Source organism: Ktedonosporobacter rubrisoli (assembly GCF_004208415.1).
In the GTDB taxonomy this organism is placed as follows: Bacteria; Chloroflexota; Ktedonobacteria; order Ktedonobacterales; family Ktedonobacteraceae; genus Ktedonosporobacter; species Ktedonosporobacter rubrisoli.
The window spans coordinates 11305287-11322070 of sequence record NZ_CP035758.1; the positions used below are offsets into that span (position 1 = coordinate 11305287).

18 protein-coding genes are annotated in these 16784 nt (G+C 49.9%); 9 read left to right on the plus strand and 9 right to left on the minus strand.

Going from position 1 to position 16784, the window contains the following annotated elements; translation table 11 throughout:
* Positions 1–8: 8 nt before the first annotated feature.
* Positions 9–1898, minus strand: coding sequence for a 3D-(3,5/4)-trihydroxycyclohexane-1,2-dione acylhydrolase (decyclizing) (gene iolD / locus EPA93_RS47930; protein ID WP_129894353.1), 1890 nt, complete (start codon positions 1896–1898; stop codon positions 9–11).
* 483 nt (positions 1899–2381) lie between these two features.
* On the opposite strand from iolD, the gene EPA93_RS47935 reads away from it, so the two are divergent.
* Positions 2382–2747, plus strand: a complete 366-nt coding sequence (locus EPA93_RS47935) for a VOC family protein (protein ID WP_165423891.1) — start codon at positions 2382–2384, stop codon at positions 2745–2747.
* 196 nt (positions 2748–2943) lie between these two features.
* Here the strand turns inward: EPA93_RS47935 and EPA93_RS47940 are convergent, their stop codons facing one another.
* Positions 2944–3828 carry a tetratricopeptide repeat protein gene (locus tag EPA93_RS47940; RefSeq protein WP_129894355.1) on the minus strand — a complete coding sequence of 295 codons (885 nt, stop codon included), beginning with the start codon at positions 3826–3828 and terminating at the stop codon, positions 2944–2946.
* A gap of 209 nt (positions 3829–4037) precedes the next feature.
* On the opposite strand from EPA93_RS47940, the gene EPA93_RS47945 reads away from it, so the two are divergent.
* Both EPA93_RS47945 and EPA93_RS47950 read left to right on the plus strand, forming a co-directional pair.
* Positions 4038–4637 carry a TetR/AcrR family transcriptional regulator gene (locus EPA93_RS47945; RefSeq protein ID WP_129894356.1) on the plus strand — a complete coding sequence of 200 codons (600 nt, stop codon included), beginning with the start codon at positions 4038–4040 and terminating at the stop codon, positions 4635–4637.
* 141 nt (positions 4638–4778) lie between these two features.
* Positions 4779–5186, plus strand: coding sequence for a RidA family protein (locus tag EPA93_RS47950; RefSeq protein ID WP_129894357.1), 408 nt, complete (start codon positions 4779–4781; stop codon positions 5184–5186).
* A 36-nt stretch (positions 5187–5222) separates the two neighbouring features.
* On the opposite strand, the gene EPA93_RS51315 is transcribed toward EPA93_RS47950, so the two are convergent.
* Positions 5223–5558 carry a protein kinase domain-containing protein gene (locus tag EPA93_RS51315; protein ID WP_129894358.1) on the minus strand — a complete coding sequence of 112 codons (336 nt, stop codon included), beginning with the start codon at positions 5556–5558 and terminating at the stop codon, positions 5223–5225.
* Positions 5559–5911: 353 nt separating this feature from the next.
* Entirely contained in the window at positions 5912–6361 is a 450-nt protein-coding gene (locus tag EPA93_RS47960; RefSeq protein WP_242527289.1) for a winged helix-turn-helix transcriptional regulator, read from the minus strand.
* Positions 6362–6528: 167 nt separating this feature from the next.
* Here EPA93_RS47960 and EPA93_RS47965 point away from each other — a divergent pair, with 167 nt between their 5' ends.
* Entirely contained in the window at positions 6529–7188 is a 660-nt protein-coding gene (locus EPA93_RS47965) for an NADPH-dependent F420 reductase (RefSeq protein WP_129894359.1), read from the plus strand.
* 32 nt (positions 7189–7220) lie between these two features.
* The gene (locus EPA93_RS47970; RefSeq protein ID WP_129894360.1) at positions 7221–7988 is read left to right on the plus strand and encodes a glucose 1-dehydrogenase; all 768 of its coding nucleotides are present in this window, start codon (positions 7221–7223) and stop codon (positions 7986–7988) included.
* Positions 7989–8107: 119 nt separating this feature from the next.
* Here the strand turns inward: EPA93_RS47970 and EPA93_RS47975 are convergent, their stop codons facing one another.
* Positions 8108–8599 carry an NUDIX domain-containing protein gene (locus EPA93_RS47975; protein WP_207229392.1) on the minus strand — a complete coding sequence of 164 codons (492 nt, stop codon included), beginning with the start codon at positions 8597–8599 and terminating at the stop codon, positions 8108–8110.
* A gap of 284 nt (positions 8600–8883) precedes the next feature.
* On the opposite strand from EPA93_RS47975, the gene EPA93_RS47980 reads away from it, so the two are divergent.
* Complete coding sequence (locus EPA93_RS47980; protein ID WP_242527290.1) at positions 8884–9624, plus strand: GNAT family N-acetyltransferase; 741 nt, start codon at positions 8884–8886, stop codon at positions 9622–9624.
* An 86-nt stretch (positions 9625–9710) separates the two neighbouring features.
* Here EPA93_RS47980 and EPA93_RS47985 read toward each other — a convergent pair whose 3' ends face one another.
* A complete protein-coding gene (locus EPA93_RS47985; RefSeq protein ID WP_129894361.1) occupies positions 9711–11468 on the minus strand; it encodes an MFS transporter in 1758 nt (585 codons plus the stop codon).
* A 171-nt stretch (positions 11469–11639) separates the two neighbouring features.
* The gene (locus EPA93_RS47990) at positions 11640–12266 is read right to left on the minus strand and encodes a TetR/AcrR family transcriptional regulator (RefSeq protein WP_129894362.1); all 627 of its coding nucleotides are present in this window, start codon (positions 12264–12266) and stop codon (positions 11640–11642) included.
* Positions 12267–12748: 482 nt separating this feature from the next.
* On the opposite strand from EPA93_RS47990, the gene EPA93_RS47995 reads away from it, so the two are divergent.
* From EPA93_RS47995 to EPA93_RS48005, 3 genes are all read left to right on the plus strand, one after another.
* Positions 12749–13192, plus strand: a complete 444-nt coding sequence (locus EPA93_RS47995) for a hypothetical protein (protein ID WP_129894363.1) — start codon at positions 12749–12751, stop codon at positions 13190–13192.
* 164 nt (positions 13193–13356) lie between these two features.
* The gene (locus EPA93_RS48000; RefSeq protein WP_129894364.1) at positions 13357–13782 is read left to right on the plus strand and encodes a hypothetical protein; all 426 of its coding nucleotides are present in this window, start codon (positions 13357–13359) and stop codon (positions 13780–13782) included.
* Positions 13783–13999: 217 nt separating this feature from the next.
* A complete protein-coding gene (locus EPA93_RS48005) occupies positions 14000–14380 on the plus strand; it encodes a hypothetical protein (RefSeq protein ID WP_129894365.1) in 381 nt (126 codons plus the stop codon).
* Positions 14381–14486: 106 nt separating this feature from the next.
* Here EPA93_RS48005 and EPA93_RS48010 read toward each other — a convergent pair whose 3' ends face one another.
* Both EPA93_RS48010 and EPA93_RS48015 read right to left on the minus strand, forming a co-directional pair.
* Positions 14487–16133, minus strand: coding sequence for a DHA2 family efflux MFS transporter permease subunit (locus tag EPA93_RS48010; RefSeq protein ID WP_129894366.1), 1647 nt, complete (start codon positions 16131–16133; stop codon positions 14487–14489).
* Positions 16130–16660, minus strand: a complete 531-nt coding sequence (locus tag EPA93_RS48015; RefSeq protein ID WP_129894367.1) for a PadR family transcriptional regulator — start codon at positions 16658–16660, stop codon at positions 16130–16132. The genes EPA93_RS48010 and EPA93_RS48015 overlap by 4 nt, the downstream gene beginning before the upstream one ends.
* Between the last annotated feature and the right edge of the window lie 124 nt (positions 16661–16784).

A 16784-nucleotide genomic window follows, 5' to 3' on the forward strand; every position in this document is an offset into this window, starting at 1 on the left:
GAAAAGCGTTACTCCAGAAAATGGCGCTCCTGAGTACGCATTGACTCCCATTCTGTACGCGCAGCTTGTACAGAAGGCATCTCGCTGACCTCGGCCACCGGGACATCCCACCAGCCATCGTAGCTATCTATACCCTGATAGCGATCATTTTGAATATAGATAACAGAGGTGCGATCAGTTGTCTGGACAGTCTTAAGCGCGGTTACAAAGTCGGCATATGTCTGGCATACGATCACCTCAGCGCCCAGGCTAAGAGCGTTGGCCGCCAGATCAACAGGCAAGATTTGGGCTTCATCCCCTGCGGTATCGGTAGGGAGAGAGCCATTGTGGGGATAGAGATAGCGCGTACCAAAGCCTTGCTGGCCAAGGGAACGGCTCAGCGAGCCAATACTCTTGAAACCAGCATTATCGAACAGAACGATGATCAGCTTATAGCCTTCCTGAAGCGAAGTAACGATCTCGCTGTTCATCATCAAGTATGATCCATCGCCGACCATTACATACACATCGCGCTCTGGGGCCGCCATTTTTGCGCCCAGGCCGCCGGCAACCTCATAGCCCATGCAGCTATAGCCATATTCTAGATGATAGTTTTTGGGATTGCGAGCTCGCCAGAGCTTATGTAGGTCGCCTGGTAAGCTTCCTGCCGCACATACCATAATAGCTTCGGGCGAGCTATTTTCGTTCACTGCGCCAATCAACTCGCCCTGACTGGGTAATGGCGCGTGACGAATGGCATAGATGCGCTCTACCTCGGCATCCCACTCCGTATGAAGTTGTTCGGCCTGCATGCGGTACTCGGGAGCAACAGAGTAGCCGTCAAGTTGACCAAGCAATTCTTCTAGCGTAACCTGTGCATCCCCCACTAATGGCAAGGCTAGATGTTTTGAGGCATCAAAGGAAGTCGTATTGATATTGATGAAACGGACAGAGGGATGTTGAAAAGCAGTCTTGGAGGACGTCGTGAAGTCGCTATAGCGCGTACCGATCCCAATAATAAGGTCTGCATCGCGAGCCAGGCGATTCGCGGCGGAGGTGCCCGTAGCTCCAACGGCTCCCAGGCTCAGCGGATGGTCATAACGCAGGCTACCCTTACCGGCCATAGTTTCGCCCACAGGGATGCCTGTTTGATCCACAAAACGCTGTAAAGTAGCTGTTGCCTCTGAGTAATGGACACCACCACCGGCAATGATCAGCGGTCGCTGGCTAGAACGAATCCAGGCGGCGGCCTCTTTTAGGGCGCTTAGATCGGCTCGGTTACGCGAGATGTGCCAGATGCGTTTACGGAATAAAGCTTCTGGATAGTCGTAAGCCTCAGTCTGTACATCTTCTGGAAGAGCAAGAGTAACGGCTCCGGTTTCTGCTGGATCGGTGAGCACGCGCATAACCTCGGGCAGAGAAGTCAGAATTTGTTCCGGGCGTATGATGCGATCCCAATAACGGCTTACTGGCCGAAAACAATCATTAACAGAAATATCTTGTGTTTGTGGAGCTTCAAGTTGCTGTAACACAGGAGCAACGTTGCGACGAGCGAAAAAATCTCCGGGCAGAAGCAAGACCGGCAAGCGATTGATAGTAGCCAATGCTGCACCAGTGACCATATTAGTTGCGCCAGGACCAATAGACGAAGTGCATACAAAGGTCTGCAAGCGGTTCTTAGTTTTGGCATAAGCTGCGGCAATATGTACCATTGCCTGTTCGTTGCGAGCCTGATAATAGCGGAACTCAGGCATCTGCTGTAATGCCTGGCCAATGCCCGAAATATTGCCATGTCCAAAGATCCCGAAGCAGCCAGCAAAGAAAGCTTGTTCCTTGCCGTCGCGCTCCACATATTGGTTCTTGAGAAAGGCAATAGTAGCCTGAGCTGTCGTCAGACGTTTAGTGGCCTGTCTGGCCATACAGTTCCTCCTAACCTGTCAGGGGCCAGATGACAAGCCCTAAGACTCGCGTGGCCCTGCATAATATTGCTATTACCTCGATACAGGTGGGCGTAAGATGAATTGAGGCTATGCCTGATGTGCGGAAACATGCCTCACACACTGGCTGATTGTACTGGTTGTACAATCCCATCCCTTGACGAGGCGTATCGAAAATTCAGAGGCAAAGGCATTCCCTGCCCCAGGTTATTATATACCTTCGATTGGGAAAGGCGACACCTATCAAACGAGAATTATATTGTTGATGGCCTTCTAGCAGGCGTTGAGGAAGCGAATCGGGTCAGATAGTGGAGAATTGCTATTGAATGTGACATAAGGTTGTCCCCATTCATACGCTATACTCTTGCCAGAAAGTAGCCTAAGGAAAGTTAAGGAACAAGAGGAGAGGAAATAGGTCCTCATCTCAATTAGCTATCAGCGCACTGCTGGAAAGGGGCAATAGTCGTGACAGAGCATTCCATTTCCCATATTGAGATACCCGCCGCAAATCCGAATGAGGCAGGTACGTTTTATCATGATGTGTTTGACTGGCAGACGGCAACCAATCAGGAGCACAATTATGTAAAATTTCAGGCGGCTGGCGGCCTGGGTGGAGGATTCGCTGGGCCAGGAGAGCCTACCTATAAGCCAGATAGGTTAATGGTCTATATCCAGACCGACGACATTGATACTACGCTTGCCAAAATAGAAGCGCATGGAGGAAAGACTGTGCTTCCCAAAACAGAAATTCCGCATGTTGGCTGGTGGGCCATCTTTTCCGACCCGGCTGGCAATCATCTTGGGCTTTTCATCCGGCGTTCCGAGAAATAGCTTGAACTATGGCGACCTGAGCTTTTACAAGAGCTCAGGTCATTTCTATAGACAATATGTAGAAGTTTGCAATGCTTGTTTAGCAGCGGGTGACACGTGGAGGAGATGATCGCTGTAGCTCGCCTCAAGCCTGCGTTATGCTCAAGAAAAGCAGCAAAGGTATTTGTGCCACCGAGGCAAAAGCAGTGTGAGCGCTCTAAGCCTTTTTCTGACGAGAAGCCAGGGCCTCTCTAATGTTGGGCAGTGAAGAGATTAGCGCGGTAAGCCCCATCTCTTCAGCCAGAGCGGTTGCCTTTCGGGTATGCAGCTCAGCGTTTGCCGCATCCCCTTTGGCCAGATAAGCATCTCTGAGCAAGATGTGATCCAGGGGCTGGTAGGGTTTGAAGCTGGCCTCCTCGCGCAATTTTAGAGCTTCCAGACCGAGTTGAAGCGCTTGATCCAGATGGTCATCTTTCAGAGCGTGCACGGCAAGATGGCGCGCAGGCTCAGTCTTTTCGAATGGGTAATCATACTGATCAGCAATCTGGCGCGCCTTCTTATAATATTCAGCTGCCCGATCATAATCTTGCCAGCGCTCGTGTATAACTCCAATCTGGAAGTATGACTCACTGATGCCTCGCTGATTATGTAATGCTTCTCGCAGCTCCAGCGCCTGCTGTTGATAGGCAAGGGCTGTGTTGTATTTCCCACTATCTGGACTATCCAAAATTACTCCAGCGGTCACGTTAACTGAGTAGTGGGCTTGTCCCAGTAAGCTCAAAGCCTCTGCAATAGCCTGTTGATCCTGTATCTCCTCGGCAATCCACCTGGCTTGTTCAAGCGTCGAGAACAGAGCAGGTGTATCTCCAACCCTCAACAGCTGCTTGACGAGCAGGATACGCCCATATAATAGTAGCAATTTAAGACGATGTTGCGGCATAGTTTCCTGGGCTTCAAAAACTTGTAGAGATGTGGTAAGCAAGTGCCGGGCATCATCTAATCTTCCAAGAAAAAAGTAGGTTCTGGCGACCTCGTAGAGCGCATCTAGCGCAACCTTATAATATTTAGCAATCTCCTCGTGCTCTATTCCTGATGAACTCATGTCTAGCTCCTTTAATCTCCATGAAATTTTCTATCAGTTGCTTAACCAGGTAATCCTTGCCTATAATAGTAGGGCCCGGTCTTTGTATGAGCAATACACAACCCTATATATTTGTTGAATATTGAACATAGAAGCAAACTTGTTGAGTCATAAAGGAATAGATAGCTTAGTGATCTGCTGAAAAATTAAGCAAAGATGGAGGCTGATAGATGGCTGCCACAAAAAGACGCATGGATCGACGGGTACAACGAACGCGCCAAATGCTCCAGCAGGCATTTGTTGAAGTTGTGCGCGAAAAGGGTTTTGCCGCGACGAGCATTCAGGATATTACCGATCGGGCTAATGTCAATCGTGGGACGTTTTATCTCCACTTTGCAGATAAATATATGTTAGTCGAGGAATTTATTCGTGAGGATTTTCAGCACCTTATGGAGCGAATACTCCCTCCAGCGGCACGCTGGGATAGAAGGACATTACATTTGCTCATAGAAAGCATGTTGAGTTATTTTGAGAGAAAATATCAACACCAACAGCATGTGCCGCCCGCTCTGGCACCATTGATTGAGCGCGCAATTCATGAAGAGCTAACAGCGCTACTTCTACGCTGGCTGAGACAAAGCGAGAGCGAGGTGCGCCTGAAAGTACCGAAAGAAACCATTGCCCGTGTGGTGAGCTGGGCAATTTTTGGCTCCGTGATCCAATGGAGCCAGGAGGAAAGTACAACCTCCTTAGCCCAAATGACTCAGGATATCTTGCTTGTGATCGCCGAAGGAGTGGGGCATCTAGCGCCTGAAGTGCTACCCGAGTAGTGTTTTTTTCCGTTTTTCTGCCTGGATGCCTGATTTTCAAGCTATGCAGAAGAGGAATTCTGTTAAGTTCCAAGCTATAGTTATAAAGCCGGTTTTCTTTGTATAATCGGTCTAACAGTTAGGTCATAAAAGGAGTCATGAATGAAACACCCAGACCATATTCAGCTTATTTCGCCTGCGACGTTAGCTTCTACACCTGGATATTCGCATGTGGCAAAAGTCACAGGTGGGCAGACAATCTATGTTGCCGGGCAGGTTGCGCTTGATCCCTCAGGAAACCTCGTTGGACCTGGTGACTTTCGTGCCCAGGCCCAACAAGTATTTGAGAATATCAAAGCGGCTCTTGCCGCCGCTGGCGCAGATTTTAGCCACGTAGTGAAGCTAAATATATATTTGCTAGATCGCTCACATTTGCTCCTCTTCCGCGAGGTACGCGATCGCTACGTGAATACGCAATCGCCCCCCATAAATACACTGGTTGAAGTGCGGAGCCTGGCCCGAGAAGAGTTCTTACTTGAAGTCGAAGCGATTGCCAGCTTGCCCGCATAGAAAGGAATTGCATAAGTAGGCTTGCCTAATCACGGCCTACTTATGCAATATGTATCGTTTCTGATATAGAGCATTGACTAAGGGCAAGAAATGGCAAACTTGTGATAATGAACAATAGTCGAAGGAGCATTTACCAAAGTCTAGTATGCGTACAATATTTGGATGGGTGAGGCGGAAGGTACGCGCTTCATTCAAAAACGCCTTAAGATCTTGATTCTTGCTAAGACGCGTTGGCAACAGCTTTACTGCGGCTCGTGATCTATCATATAGATGCTCTCCCAAATAGACCTGACCTGAGCCCCCTGATCCCAGAAAACGTAGAAGTCGGTATTCTCCGAAGCGTTCTCCTATGAACTCATTTTCGTCTGGCATCTTTGCTTCTCCGCAAGTTCTTACATGCTAGTTTTAGATAAGCTTCTATTAGAATAAGAGCTAAACAATTAGAAGTCAAGGTAAATCATTATAACGATTATTTTCTATAGATCACAAAAAATCAAGAATTTATAGCAGAAAATATTGATAACAGCATCACAGAATCCAGGGTGGTCCATTATGAAAATTAAAGAAGAAAATGGGCATGCAGTCGGAAAGCTATCTGGTATACAACTTTTACCTGGTGGAGATAGGGGACATGGGAGATGAGCCGGGAAGGCGCGTAATGAGGTTGGTACAATTAGAGGCAGCTGAGATAGGTACAAACACCTACAAGGTAGGTCTCCAAGTGCTCATTCACTGGTGCGCTGCTGGACGAGCGCAATAATCTCTTCCTGAAGAGAATTTCTGTCTTGCTGGTCATAATCAGAGCGCGCTTGCTCGACCTGCTCTATATATTGATCTGACCAATCGCGCAATGCATAAATCGGTTCTATGAGGGTTCGTCCTAAAGGAGTGAGCGAATATTCTACCATTGGTGGTATCACCGGATAAATAACACGTTTGACCAGACCGTCTCGCTCTAATTTGCGCAGCGTCTGCGTTAACATTTTCTTTGAAATACCTTCAATCAGGGCCTGTAACTGGCTAAAGCGCTTCTTTTCATGTCTCATAGCTACGATCGTGAGCAAGGTCCACTGATCGGTAAGCAGAGCTAAGCCTCGCCGAGTACGGCAGTTAACGTTTAGCATCTCGGGGCAAGTGATGTCAAAAATATCTTTGTTATTATTTAAGGTTTCCATGAAGTAACTATATCACTTTCTAGTTCCTCCTTACAAGATGGAAGTCTCTCTTCTATAATTAAGGACACAGAGCGGCATATCTCTCCGCTAGATAGAGAGTTAAACCTGAGAAGCAAAGAAGTGATATGACACATAATTGCTAGTGGAAAAATAGAAGGAGAGAAAAGATGGAACCATTACATATTGCTATTCTAGGTGCTGGTACTGTAGGTAATGTACTAGGGAATAAATGGATATATGTCGGGCATAAGATTGCCTTTGGAGTCAAAGATCCTGAGTCGGAAAGAGTGCAAAGCTTGCGCAAGGATTTGGGGGAGCATGTTTTTATTGGCTCGCCGGCACAGGCTTTAGCCAGAGCTGATATCGTTCTTTTAGCTGTTCCCGGCAGCGTGGTGCGTGAGCTTATTGCCGAGCATGCCCAGCACCTTGATCATAAGATAATCATTGATGCCACAAATCAACTTGTGAAAGGGCAAACCGAGGCTACCAAACAATGGCAAGCGACAGGTGCGCTAAACAGTCTGAGTACGTTGCAAGCGTATGTGCCGCATGCTCAGGTCTATCGGGCCTTCAATTCATATAGCTGGGAGACCTTTGCTGACCCCACCTATCAGGGCGTGCAGGCTGATCTGTTCTACTGTGGTCCTGAAGGGGAGAAGCAAGCAATCGTCGAGCAACTTATCTCTGAGATCGGTCTAAACCCGGTGAAGCTGGGAGACCTGGATCAGATCGAAGTGGTCGACAACATCTTACGGCTCTGGGCTACTATTGCCCTGTTCCAGGATAAAGGGCGCGGTAATATCGCCTTGAAGGTTCTGACTCGTTAGGACTGTCAGTAGATGAGAAAGGAAAAATAAAAGTGTCAGAGGAAAATAGCTTCAGAGAGAAAGTCGCCCTGGTGACGGGAGGGAGCACAGGAATTGGTCAGGCTACTTCATTAGCTTTTGCGAGAACTGGGGCTGTGGTTATCATTGCGGGACGAAGGATCATCGAAGGAGAGCAAATAGCGCAGCAGATTCGTGCGGCTGGTGGCAAAGGATACTTCCATCAAGTGGATGTGACAGATGAAGAGCAGGTAAAGGGGCTTATAGAAAACATCGTTGAGACGTATGGACACCTTGATGCTGCATTTAATAATGCCGGTAGCGAAGGCTATCCGGGTCCTTTAATTGAAACAGACGAACAAGCATTTGAGCATACCATTGATGCCAATCTCAAGAGTGTATGGCTGAGCATGAAATACGAGATTCGGCAAATGAAGCGCCAGGGACATGGCGCTATTGTGAACAATGCTTCGACCCTCGCCCATGTTGGAGCTCCAAATATGGCTCTCTATGCAGCGACGAAACATGCTGTTGTAGGCTTGACCAGATCTGCGGCTCTCGAATATGCTACGTCGGGAGTGCGCATTAATGCAGTAAGCCCGGGAGCAATTGAAACTGCAATGGGAGCTCGGGCCTACGGCAATATAGAAGTCTTTCGTAAAGCGCAAGTGCCAGTGCATCCGATGCAACGGGTTGGCTTTCCTCAAGAAGTGGCAGGAGCAGCTCTATTTCTCTGCTCTGACGAAGCATCGTTCATCACAGGCCAGACACTGGGTGTTGATGGCGGCTACCTTGCGCAATAGAAAGAATTTACAGAAAGCGGACTTCATTCCATTTCCACCTTAAGCAGCATGATTCAATTAAACATGCGCTTGCTAACTTGATAAAGCAAGCGCATGTTTGTGTGATGGGGAAACCGAGTCTATGCGTGTGTGGCCAGGGCTTTTTTGACAATTTCATAGACTACCAGATCGTATTCTGTGCGGTTATCTTTGAGCAGATTTAAATCGGTAGGGCTAATCCAGCGGTACTCGCTATTCTTGCTCCATTCTAGCCGGGGATGTTCAAGATCGCCCTCAACCTCAACCAGAAAATCGAACTCACGCCTCTGGCGGCCATCAGCAGCTTCCCAATCAAACGTAGCAACGAGAGCTATCGCGCGCCTGAGCTTCCAGCCAGCCTCCTCTTCAATCTCCCGAGAAAGCGCGTTGTAGAGCTGCTCCCCAGGTTCGACATGTCCGCCGACGAGATCCCAGCAGCCAGGGAAGACCCGCCGCTGAAGAGAGCGCTTTTGAACAAAGATCTTACCTTCTCCATTGAGAACAATCGCGCCAGCTACACACTCTTTGCCCTCTGCCTCAGCTTGTTCTTGCAGCTTATGCAGCTGCTGCATATCTACACCTTCCATATCCATGGTTTTCTGCTATCCTTTCATCGCACCTTCTGATTTACTATTCACCTTCGATCATCTGCCGTAAGTATAGCGTCTACTTTGCAGCGCTTGCTTCTTATCGAGAGAATGGCTATACTCCTGTTTAGGTAACAGCAAGAGCTACCCGAGCTAGAAATCGCAGATATTGAGCTCTGCAGCAGGCCATTAGTGAGCACGAAGATGGCCTTTATCTTTCCTGCAAATGGAGCTACGAACAACGAGCGAAGCGCCGGGCTGAACTGCTTGCCCTTTATGCAGGGCTTATCATGCAGTATCCTGAGCAGGCCAAATCTGGCCGACGTGTCGTAGCGCTGCTAGCAGGTGTGGCATATCGGGCACATATAGCACAGCACTTGATTGAGCAAAGAGAGAAACATATGGAAGAACGAGATGAACGAGGAGCAACAGAGGTTGGTGCAGGTTCCTTCCTCGATAGGCAGGCCGTGGGTGGGAAGCTTGCCCACATGGAATCGAAGGAGGGCAAGGGAACCGAGTCGGAATTGACACTACACCTCCAACTCCCCATGCCAGACCTTCAGTTGCTTTGCCTCGACCACGCGCCAGCCTTGCTTGCGTTCGAGCGGGAGAATCGGGCTTACTTCGCGGCGGTGATACCGGATCGAGGGGACGAGTTCTTCGCCGAGTTCGACACGCGATTTGCGCAACTGCTCGCGTCGCAGGCCAGCGGGACTGATTACTTTCACCTGCTGGTGGCCGAGGGCGGTGAGGTAGTGGGGCGGGTGAACCTCTACGAAGTGGCAGATGGGTCAGCAGAGCTGGGGTATCGGATCGCGCAGAAGGTCGCGGGGCAGGGACTGGCCACAGCGGCGGTAGGCAAGGTGCGCGAACTCGCCGCAACAAAGTATGGGCTTAGCAGGTTGCGGGCGAGGGTTAAACTGGACAATCCGGCCTCGCGCAAGGTGCTTGAACACAATGGATTCGTCGCCGTAGGTGAGCTCATGCTCAACGGCAAGCCAGCCAGATCCTACATCTGCGAGCTCCGATGACGCAACGCACTCTTCTATTCAGGGAAGGGAAGGGTGACAAAGCAAGAGGGCAAACCAGAAAGGCTGCCCTCTTGTTTTAGCCTGATTTAGGTCTGATTTGCACCGTGCTGAGCCAGGATGGCCTTCTTTGGCTGAGCTTCGATGGTGATATCATCCTCGCTTTCGCCATGGATAAATTGCTTTCCACGCATAAGTGAAGAGATCATGGCAATCAGGCATAAACCGGCGGAAATGTAGAATGCTGCATGCAGACCTACCATAAAGGGCGATGAGATGAGATTGGGGAAGAACGTCTTGCCCAGAAGGTTAGCCTGACTTGCGGCCGACAACTGATGGAGCACAGGGGCCGGAATGAGTGTTGCCATAGGGTTATAACCAAGGAAGGCGCCAAAAAGAGCCGCGATGGGTGGTAGATGGGCAATCTGGTTAGCTGTGGCCGTTGGTAAGCCTGCCTGAGTTAACCCTGTCGAGAGCGTCGTGGGCAATGCGGCTGCCAGGCCAAGCGTAACAATGCTAAAGAAGATCGCCATACTGATTACCGAGGCAGCATTCTGCGAAGTTGAGTTCATGCCTGCCGCTGCACCGCGTTGATTAGCGGGAGCGCTGTTCATCAGAGCTGTTGTGTTCGGGACCGAGAAAAGGCCCTGAGCCAAGCCCATCAGAGCCAGCAAGGCAGCGAACCAGAGATAGTTAAAATCTGCAGGCAGGAGGGTGAGCAGAATAAAGCCGAGCACCTGGACAAGAAGGCCAAGAGTGGCCAGCGTCTTGGCTCCCATGCGATCAGAGAGCAGACCGCTGATCGGGCCAACGACAATCATACCAACCATCATCGGCAGCATGTAAATGCCGGCCCAGAGAGGAGTGTCCTCAAAGCTATAGCCGTGGAGCGGTAGCCAGATGCCTTGCAGCCATATAATCAACATAAATTGCAACCCCCCACGGGCAAGGCTAGAGAGAAAATTACTAAAGATGCCAATCGAAAAGGCTCGATATTTAAAGAGCGATAGACGGAACATTGGGTCTGGCACGCGTAGCTCGATAAAGACGAAAGCTATAAGCAGTAACAGACCGAAGACGATAGCGCCGATGACAAAAGGATTGCCCCAGCCGGTTGCGGCATCTCCATAAGGCTCGATACCATAAGTGAGCCCGAGCAGCAGAACGATTAAGCCGACGAAGAAAGTGATGTTGCCCAGCCAGTCGATTTTCTGGTTCCTATTTACCTGGGCCGTCTCGCGCAACTTCATATAGGCCCAGACCGTTCCGAAGATCCCAAATGGTACACTGACCAGGAAGACAAGCCTCCAGTTAACGGCGGCAAGAACACCACCCAGGATCAGGCCGAGAATAGAGCCTACAATGGCCGCAACCTGGTTAATACCCATAGCCATACCACGCTGGCGCGCCGGGAAGGCATCCGTCAAAATGGCTGTACTATTAGCGAAGAGGAAACTCCCTCCAATAGCCTGGATGATACGGAAAATGATCATCTCTAGCGCTGCCGTATCTCCGGTACCTGGCGTGAGAAAGAGCAGAATACTTCCTACAGTGAAGACAGCAAAGCCAAGGTTATACATGCGAACGCGCCCGAACATATCAGAAATGCGCCCGAACGTAACCAATAATGTTGCCATCACGACCATATATCCTAACAGCATCCATAGTAGGTAATTGGTTTGACTGGGGTCAAGTGGATTAATGCCGATCCCATCAAATATAGCTGGCAGAGATATGAGAACAATATTGGAGTTAATCGTAGCCATTAAGACGCCAAGCGTCGTATTCGAGAGCGCTATCCATTTATAGCGCGGCCCTATGGCCTGCGAGTTACTCGATTGTGACATGCTTCTTACTCCATACACTTCTATCAGTAGATATACATGAATATGTTTGTGAAGCAATAAAAGTGGTGGGTTGGATACTAGTCTGGCTTGATCGAGAACTGAACTTGTTAAGAGCCATTGCTGTCATCGTGTTGTGCTTATCCCCAAAGCTAGAAGAGGCAAGATACAACCTTACTCACGTCTGGCAATGCCTTGCAGATAGATATGCAATAATTCATCGGGCTCTGAGGCATAGCGATTCAGAAATTGATCGGTTACGCTTTGGGCTCGCAGCATACCTAGAAACCCTTTGAGCATAGTAGCCGTAGCGATATCTGGCTGAAATTCTCCATCAGCTTTGCCGTGCTCAATGATCGTGGTCAAGGCAGCAGAGAAAGCCTGCGCGCTTTCTAGCATTGCATCCTGGCGTGCAAGCATGGCTCTCTGAGCTTCAGGACTGTTGCCCATTGCATAGAGTACCTGCACACGACGACTGAAAAAATCAGTATTGATGAGAAGATGAAAAACCTTGCCAAGTTTCTCTGTCGCGCTCCCCGTAGCGTGGCAGATCTCTTCAACTGGCGGGACGATCCGGCGAAAGTCGCGTTCAAGAATTGCTACTACCATCAAATCTTCCTTGCTAGAAAAGTGCGAGTAGATGGTTGCCGTGCCGATTCCTACACGTGTGGCGATCTCGTCCATTGAAGTATCGCGATACCCTTTTTCCGTGAATACTTGCTCAGCTGTCTGAAGGATCAACTCCAGGCGCTCTTGGCGCTGTTTCTGACGTAAGGAGCAGACCGCGCTGTCCGTACCCATCTGTTTTCATCCTCTTCCCTCTGGCCAAAGCGAACCAGGATTGTGTATCAAACCATCATCATTTTATGACTTCCGAGTCAAATTATAAACTATGTTTTGAGCACATGTCAAGTAATGGAGCGGGAAAAATTTGTTCCTGTTGCACTCATTCCAATTTGCGCTTGAGACGATGGATTGCTTTATCCTCGGGCATCAGATGCTCTTTTGCTGGGAAGGCATCGGTTCCATGCTCATCTGTGGGCTACGGACTTTCGCTCTACGGGATTTTCGGTTTTTTCGTCGGCGGTCTGGGTGATATATATTGGCATACGCTCTTCGGTTTTGAGAACAACGTAGATGCCCAGTACAGCCCAACCCATCTTTTGCTGTTCGTATTCGGATTCTTTTTCACAATGGGTCCTTTACGTTCTCTTTATATCCGCAAGACCCGAGATACTCTTCTGGATAAACTGCTCGTATTTGGAGCAGCGTGTCAATTGCTCATGGCAATTGATCAGCTTATGCAAACCGTTCATCCGTTTGTCGATTTCTGGCCCTTGCAATACGCAGTCACCAATGTACTCGGTCAAAGATTGGGTATGGCTTCAGTCTTCTTGCAAACGGTCATTATGATGAGCGTCAACTTCTATATCATACGGCGCTGGAAGCTACTTCCTGGCTTCTTCACGCTACTAACAACCATCAACTACATCCCACTTGGCTTTATGCCGGACCATCCTGTCCCAACTATCTTTATGGGCTTCCTGGTCGGCCTGGTTACCGATATTGCGTACTTCATTCTGCGCCCTTCGTTTCAGCGGGTAGCGGCATTGCGTCTCTTTTCCTTTGTTGTGCCTGCATGCTGGATGATCATTTATATGCTGACGTTGTGTCCATTAGCGACGGGCATTTCCTCTGGAGCATGCATCTGGCGGCGGGCGCTGTAGTTCTGGCAGGAGTGACCGGTGCATATCTCTCCTGCGTGGTTGCTCCTACAACGCAACCCATCAGTACACAGCAAGAGACATAACCTGGCGAAACAGCGCTGCGAATGGAATCTACCGGGAGGGAACAATGGTCAGCGGAATTGCCAGTGGAAAGGAATGGAGATATGAGTACCATCAATTCATTGGTGCGCAACCACAGCTGGTCCCAGATACTATCGAAACACTTCTCCTGGGTGTTTCTGGGAGCCTGCTACTGGTTGATACTGGGGATAACGCTTGATACATGGGCACACAGACATATCAAGCTGGAGACCTTTTTTACCCCCTGGCACGGCGTACTCTATTCGGGTCTGCTGGCGGCAGCATTGGCGCTGCCAGGCGTGATTCTCATGAATCGGTGGCGTGGGCTTTCCTGGAAGGAAGCGCTGCCAACTGGTTATGATATGGCGATACTGGGTCTGATCGGATCATTCATAGGAGGGATAGGAGATATGTTCTGGCATATCTTCTTTGGCGTTGAGCAGCTTATCGATGCTCAATTTTCGCCTACCCATATGCCCTTATGCTTTTTTTTGGCTTTATTGTTGTGAGTCCTTACCGCTCACTGCATATTAATGCCAGGGCAACCTCGCCAATCCTTCTTGCTCTCGCCTATAACCTTCTTCTTACGTACTGGTCGCTGATTACACCGGCCATACATCCATACAGTGATTTCTGGCTCACCAACACGCCAAAAACTGATGAGACGGGGCAGGTGCTCGCTGTCGCCTCGTATCTCATACAGGGGGCTTCCTGGCAGTTCTCACGATGTATACAATACGGCGCTGGAAGCTATTTTTTGGCTTCTTTACCTTTATATTGACGTTGAACGCCATTACGCTCGCAGTGCTGAAAAGCCATTTGATCGCTATTCCCATAGGGCTGATTGCTGGCCTCCTGATCGATTCTGCGTATCATTTTCTGCGCCCTTCGCTAGCAAGAAAAGAGCATTTTCGCATCTTAATCGCGCTCGTCCCTACCATATGGCTCATTACCTATACCATCGTATTGTCAGTAGTATATGGTAGTGTGTGGAGTATGCATATGCTGGTCGGCTCTGTCGTGGTGACTGGTATGCTGGCCTGGCTCATTTCTGGCCTGATGTACTTACCACCTCTACCAACAGCAGCTTCGCTCGAAGAGCAGTAAACCTCAATAAAGACTGCTGTATGAGAAATGCCAAATGTGGATGGTTTACACACATCCACATTTGACGTTTTTGTAACAGCTTTCGTTGGTAGGAGTCCTGGCATAATTATTTCCCGGACCCTATTTCTTCTATCTGGCTATACCCACTGACTATCTGAGGATTTTCGCTGATTGGCTGGCAATCTCTGCTGTCTTCCTGAAGTTTCTGGTGCACCTGGGCGTCCTTGCCAACCGACTGAGCGTCTTTGCTGTCAGGCGGGCTATCCTTATCGCCCGACTGAGCGCCTTTGTGGGTCGAGGAGCGAGGGACATCACGCAGTAGCAAGGCGATTAGAATGCCGCAGGCCGAGAGCGCTATCAGTAACCAGATGGTGTCATGGAAACCAGCTACAGCAGCTTCTCCCAGTTTCGCCCGGATAGAGGCGGGTAGACTTGTCACCGATGTGTTGGGCGCAAACCCTGATGCCTGGAGTACCGCGCTGGTTCGCACCTGTTCACGTACCAGGAAAAAGGTAGAGAGTAGCGCTATTCCCACAGAAGCTCCCAACCGCTGTGCGACATTGAACAGCGTATTGCCATCCGCTACCTCAGTTGGCCCAAGGCGATCAATTGCAGCGTGTAGCAGAGGCTGGATCACCATACCTAGCGCGAAGCCGCGTCCACACAATATGAGCGCAATGGCCCAGGCTGGCGTAGTAATATTCACCACTAACAGCAGGGCGGTGCTGGCCGTCAGTATGATCATACCCAACAACGCGCTCAAGCGAGTGGGTAAGCGATGTCCTACCACAGTTCCCAGACCGGTTACCAATGCCTGTGGCAGCAGTACCACACCGGCGATCAATGCCGAGAGTTGCTGTATCTCCTCCATATAGAGGGGAGCTAGGAACAGCATCGAGAAGAGCACCACCGCAGTCAACACACTGAGACCAATCGCCAGTGCCGACTGAGAATGACGGAGCAGTTTGAGATCGACAGCGGGATGAGGATGGCGCAATGCCCAGACCACGTAGAGCGCCAGCAAGAAAGCACCACCCAACAGCAACGGCCAGACCGTTATCGTGAGCCAGCCCTGATCCGGTCCCTGCGTGGCCCCCAGCAGTACGAGCACCAGCCCTGCGGCCAGCAACACGATCCCCAGAGGATCAAATGGAGCCGCAGTGCGGGGTGGACCTGCAGTGCGAGGCATGCTAATTACGCCAAGCATACCAAGAATTCCAATCGGCACATTCACCAGGAAGATCAACGGCCAGCCACCCACGTGCAGCAACAACCCGCCAGCCGCCGGTCCAATTGCCGGAGCGAGGAACAGCATCATGCCAGCGGCTGGTGGTAAGCGCCGACGCTTGCCGCCTTGCTTGCTCAGCAACATATTCAACGCCAGAGGAATCAGAGGAGCACCCAGCAATCCCTGCACCACGCGGGCCGCAATCAACAAACTAATGTCAGGCGTGAAGGCGCACAGCGCTGAGCTGGCGGTAAAGCCTACCAGGCTGATGAGATAGACGCGTCGGGTGCCAAAACGTTTCGCCAGAAAGGCGCTGGCTGCCAAACCAGCCGCCAACGCGAGCAGATAGGCGCTCAAGATCCATTGCGCAGCTTGCAGAGTAGTATGTAACTGATTGGCGATAACTGGCAAGGCGACTGTGACAATATTGGAGTCTACCGAACTCAGAAACGGGCCAGCAATCAACCCAACCTGCGTTGCAATCGGCAGTCCATCCGAGACTTTTGTCGAGAGGGTGCGCGTCATCTTGTTTCTACCTCCTTTATAAGAGAGCTGAGCCAGGCCAGCTCATGCTGCAACTGTTGCTGCTGAAATGAGAGAAAATGCGCTACATAGAACAACTGTGAAGCATTATTCTCGCTGACGAGTTTCTGAGATTGCTCCAGATGCTGCAGATGATGTCGTAGCGCCTGCTCCCGTGTAGTAAGGATCGCAAGGCGAGCACGAGGCTCAAGCAAATGAAAGTATGCCACTCGCGAACCGAATTCAGCATCGCTACGCGCAATCTCAGGGGGGAAGTCTTGCAGAAGATCCTGAAGCACTTCCAAACCGCGATCAGTGATAGAGTAGATGTGTCGATCAGGCTTTCCCAATTGCCGTTCGACCTCACGAGAAACCGCTCCCATCTCCTCAAAGCGCCGTAAAGTGGGATAGAGCTGGTTGGCATTGATCGTCACCGTTCCACCTAGAATGCGTTCCACCCGCCGCTTGAGTTCATAGCCATGATATGGTTGAGAAGTTAGCTCGGCAAGAATGAGAATGTCTACATACATTGAGATGCCTCCCTGGATTAAAATGTTTTAGATTCAACCAATCTATATTAATTTGATATAGATTATTTTAACCTATAAAAAGAGAAGAAATCAAGAGAAAAATGCTTGAATCTGCCATTCCTTC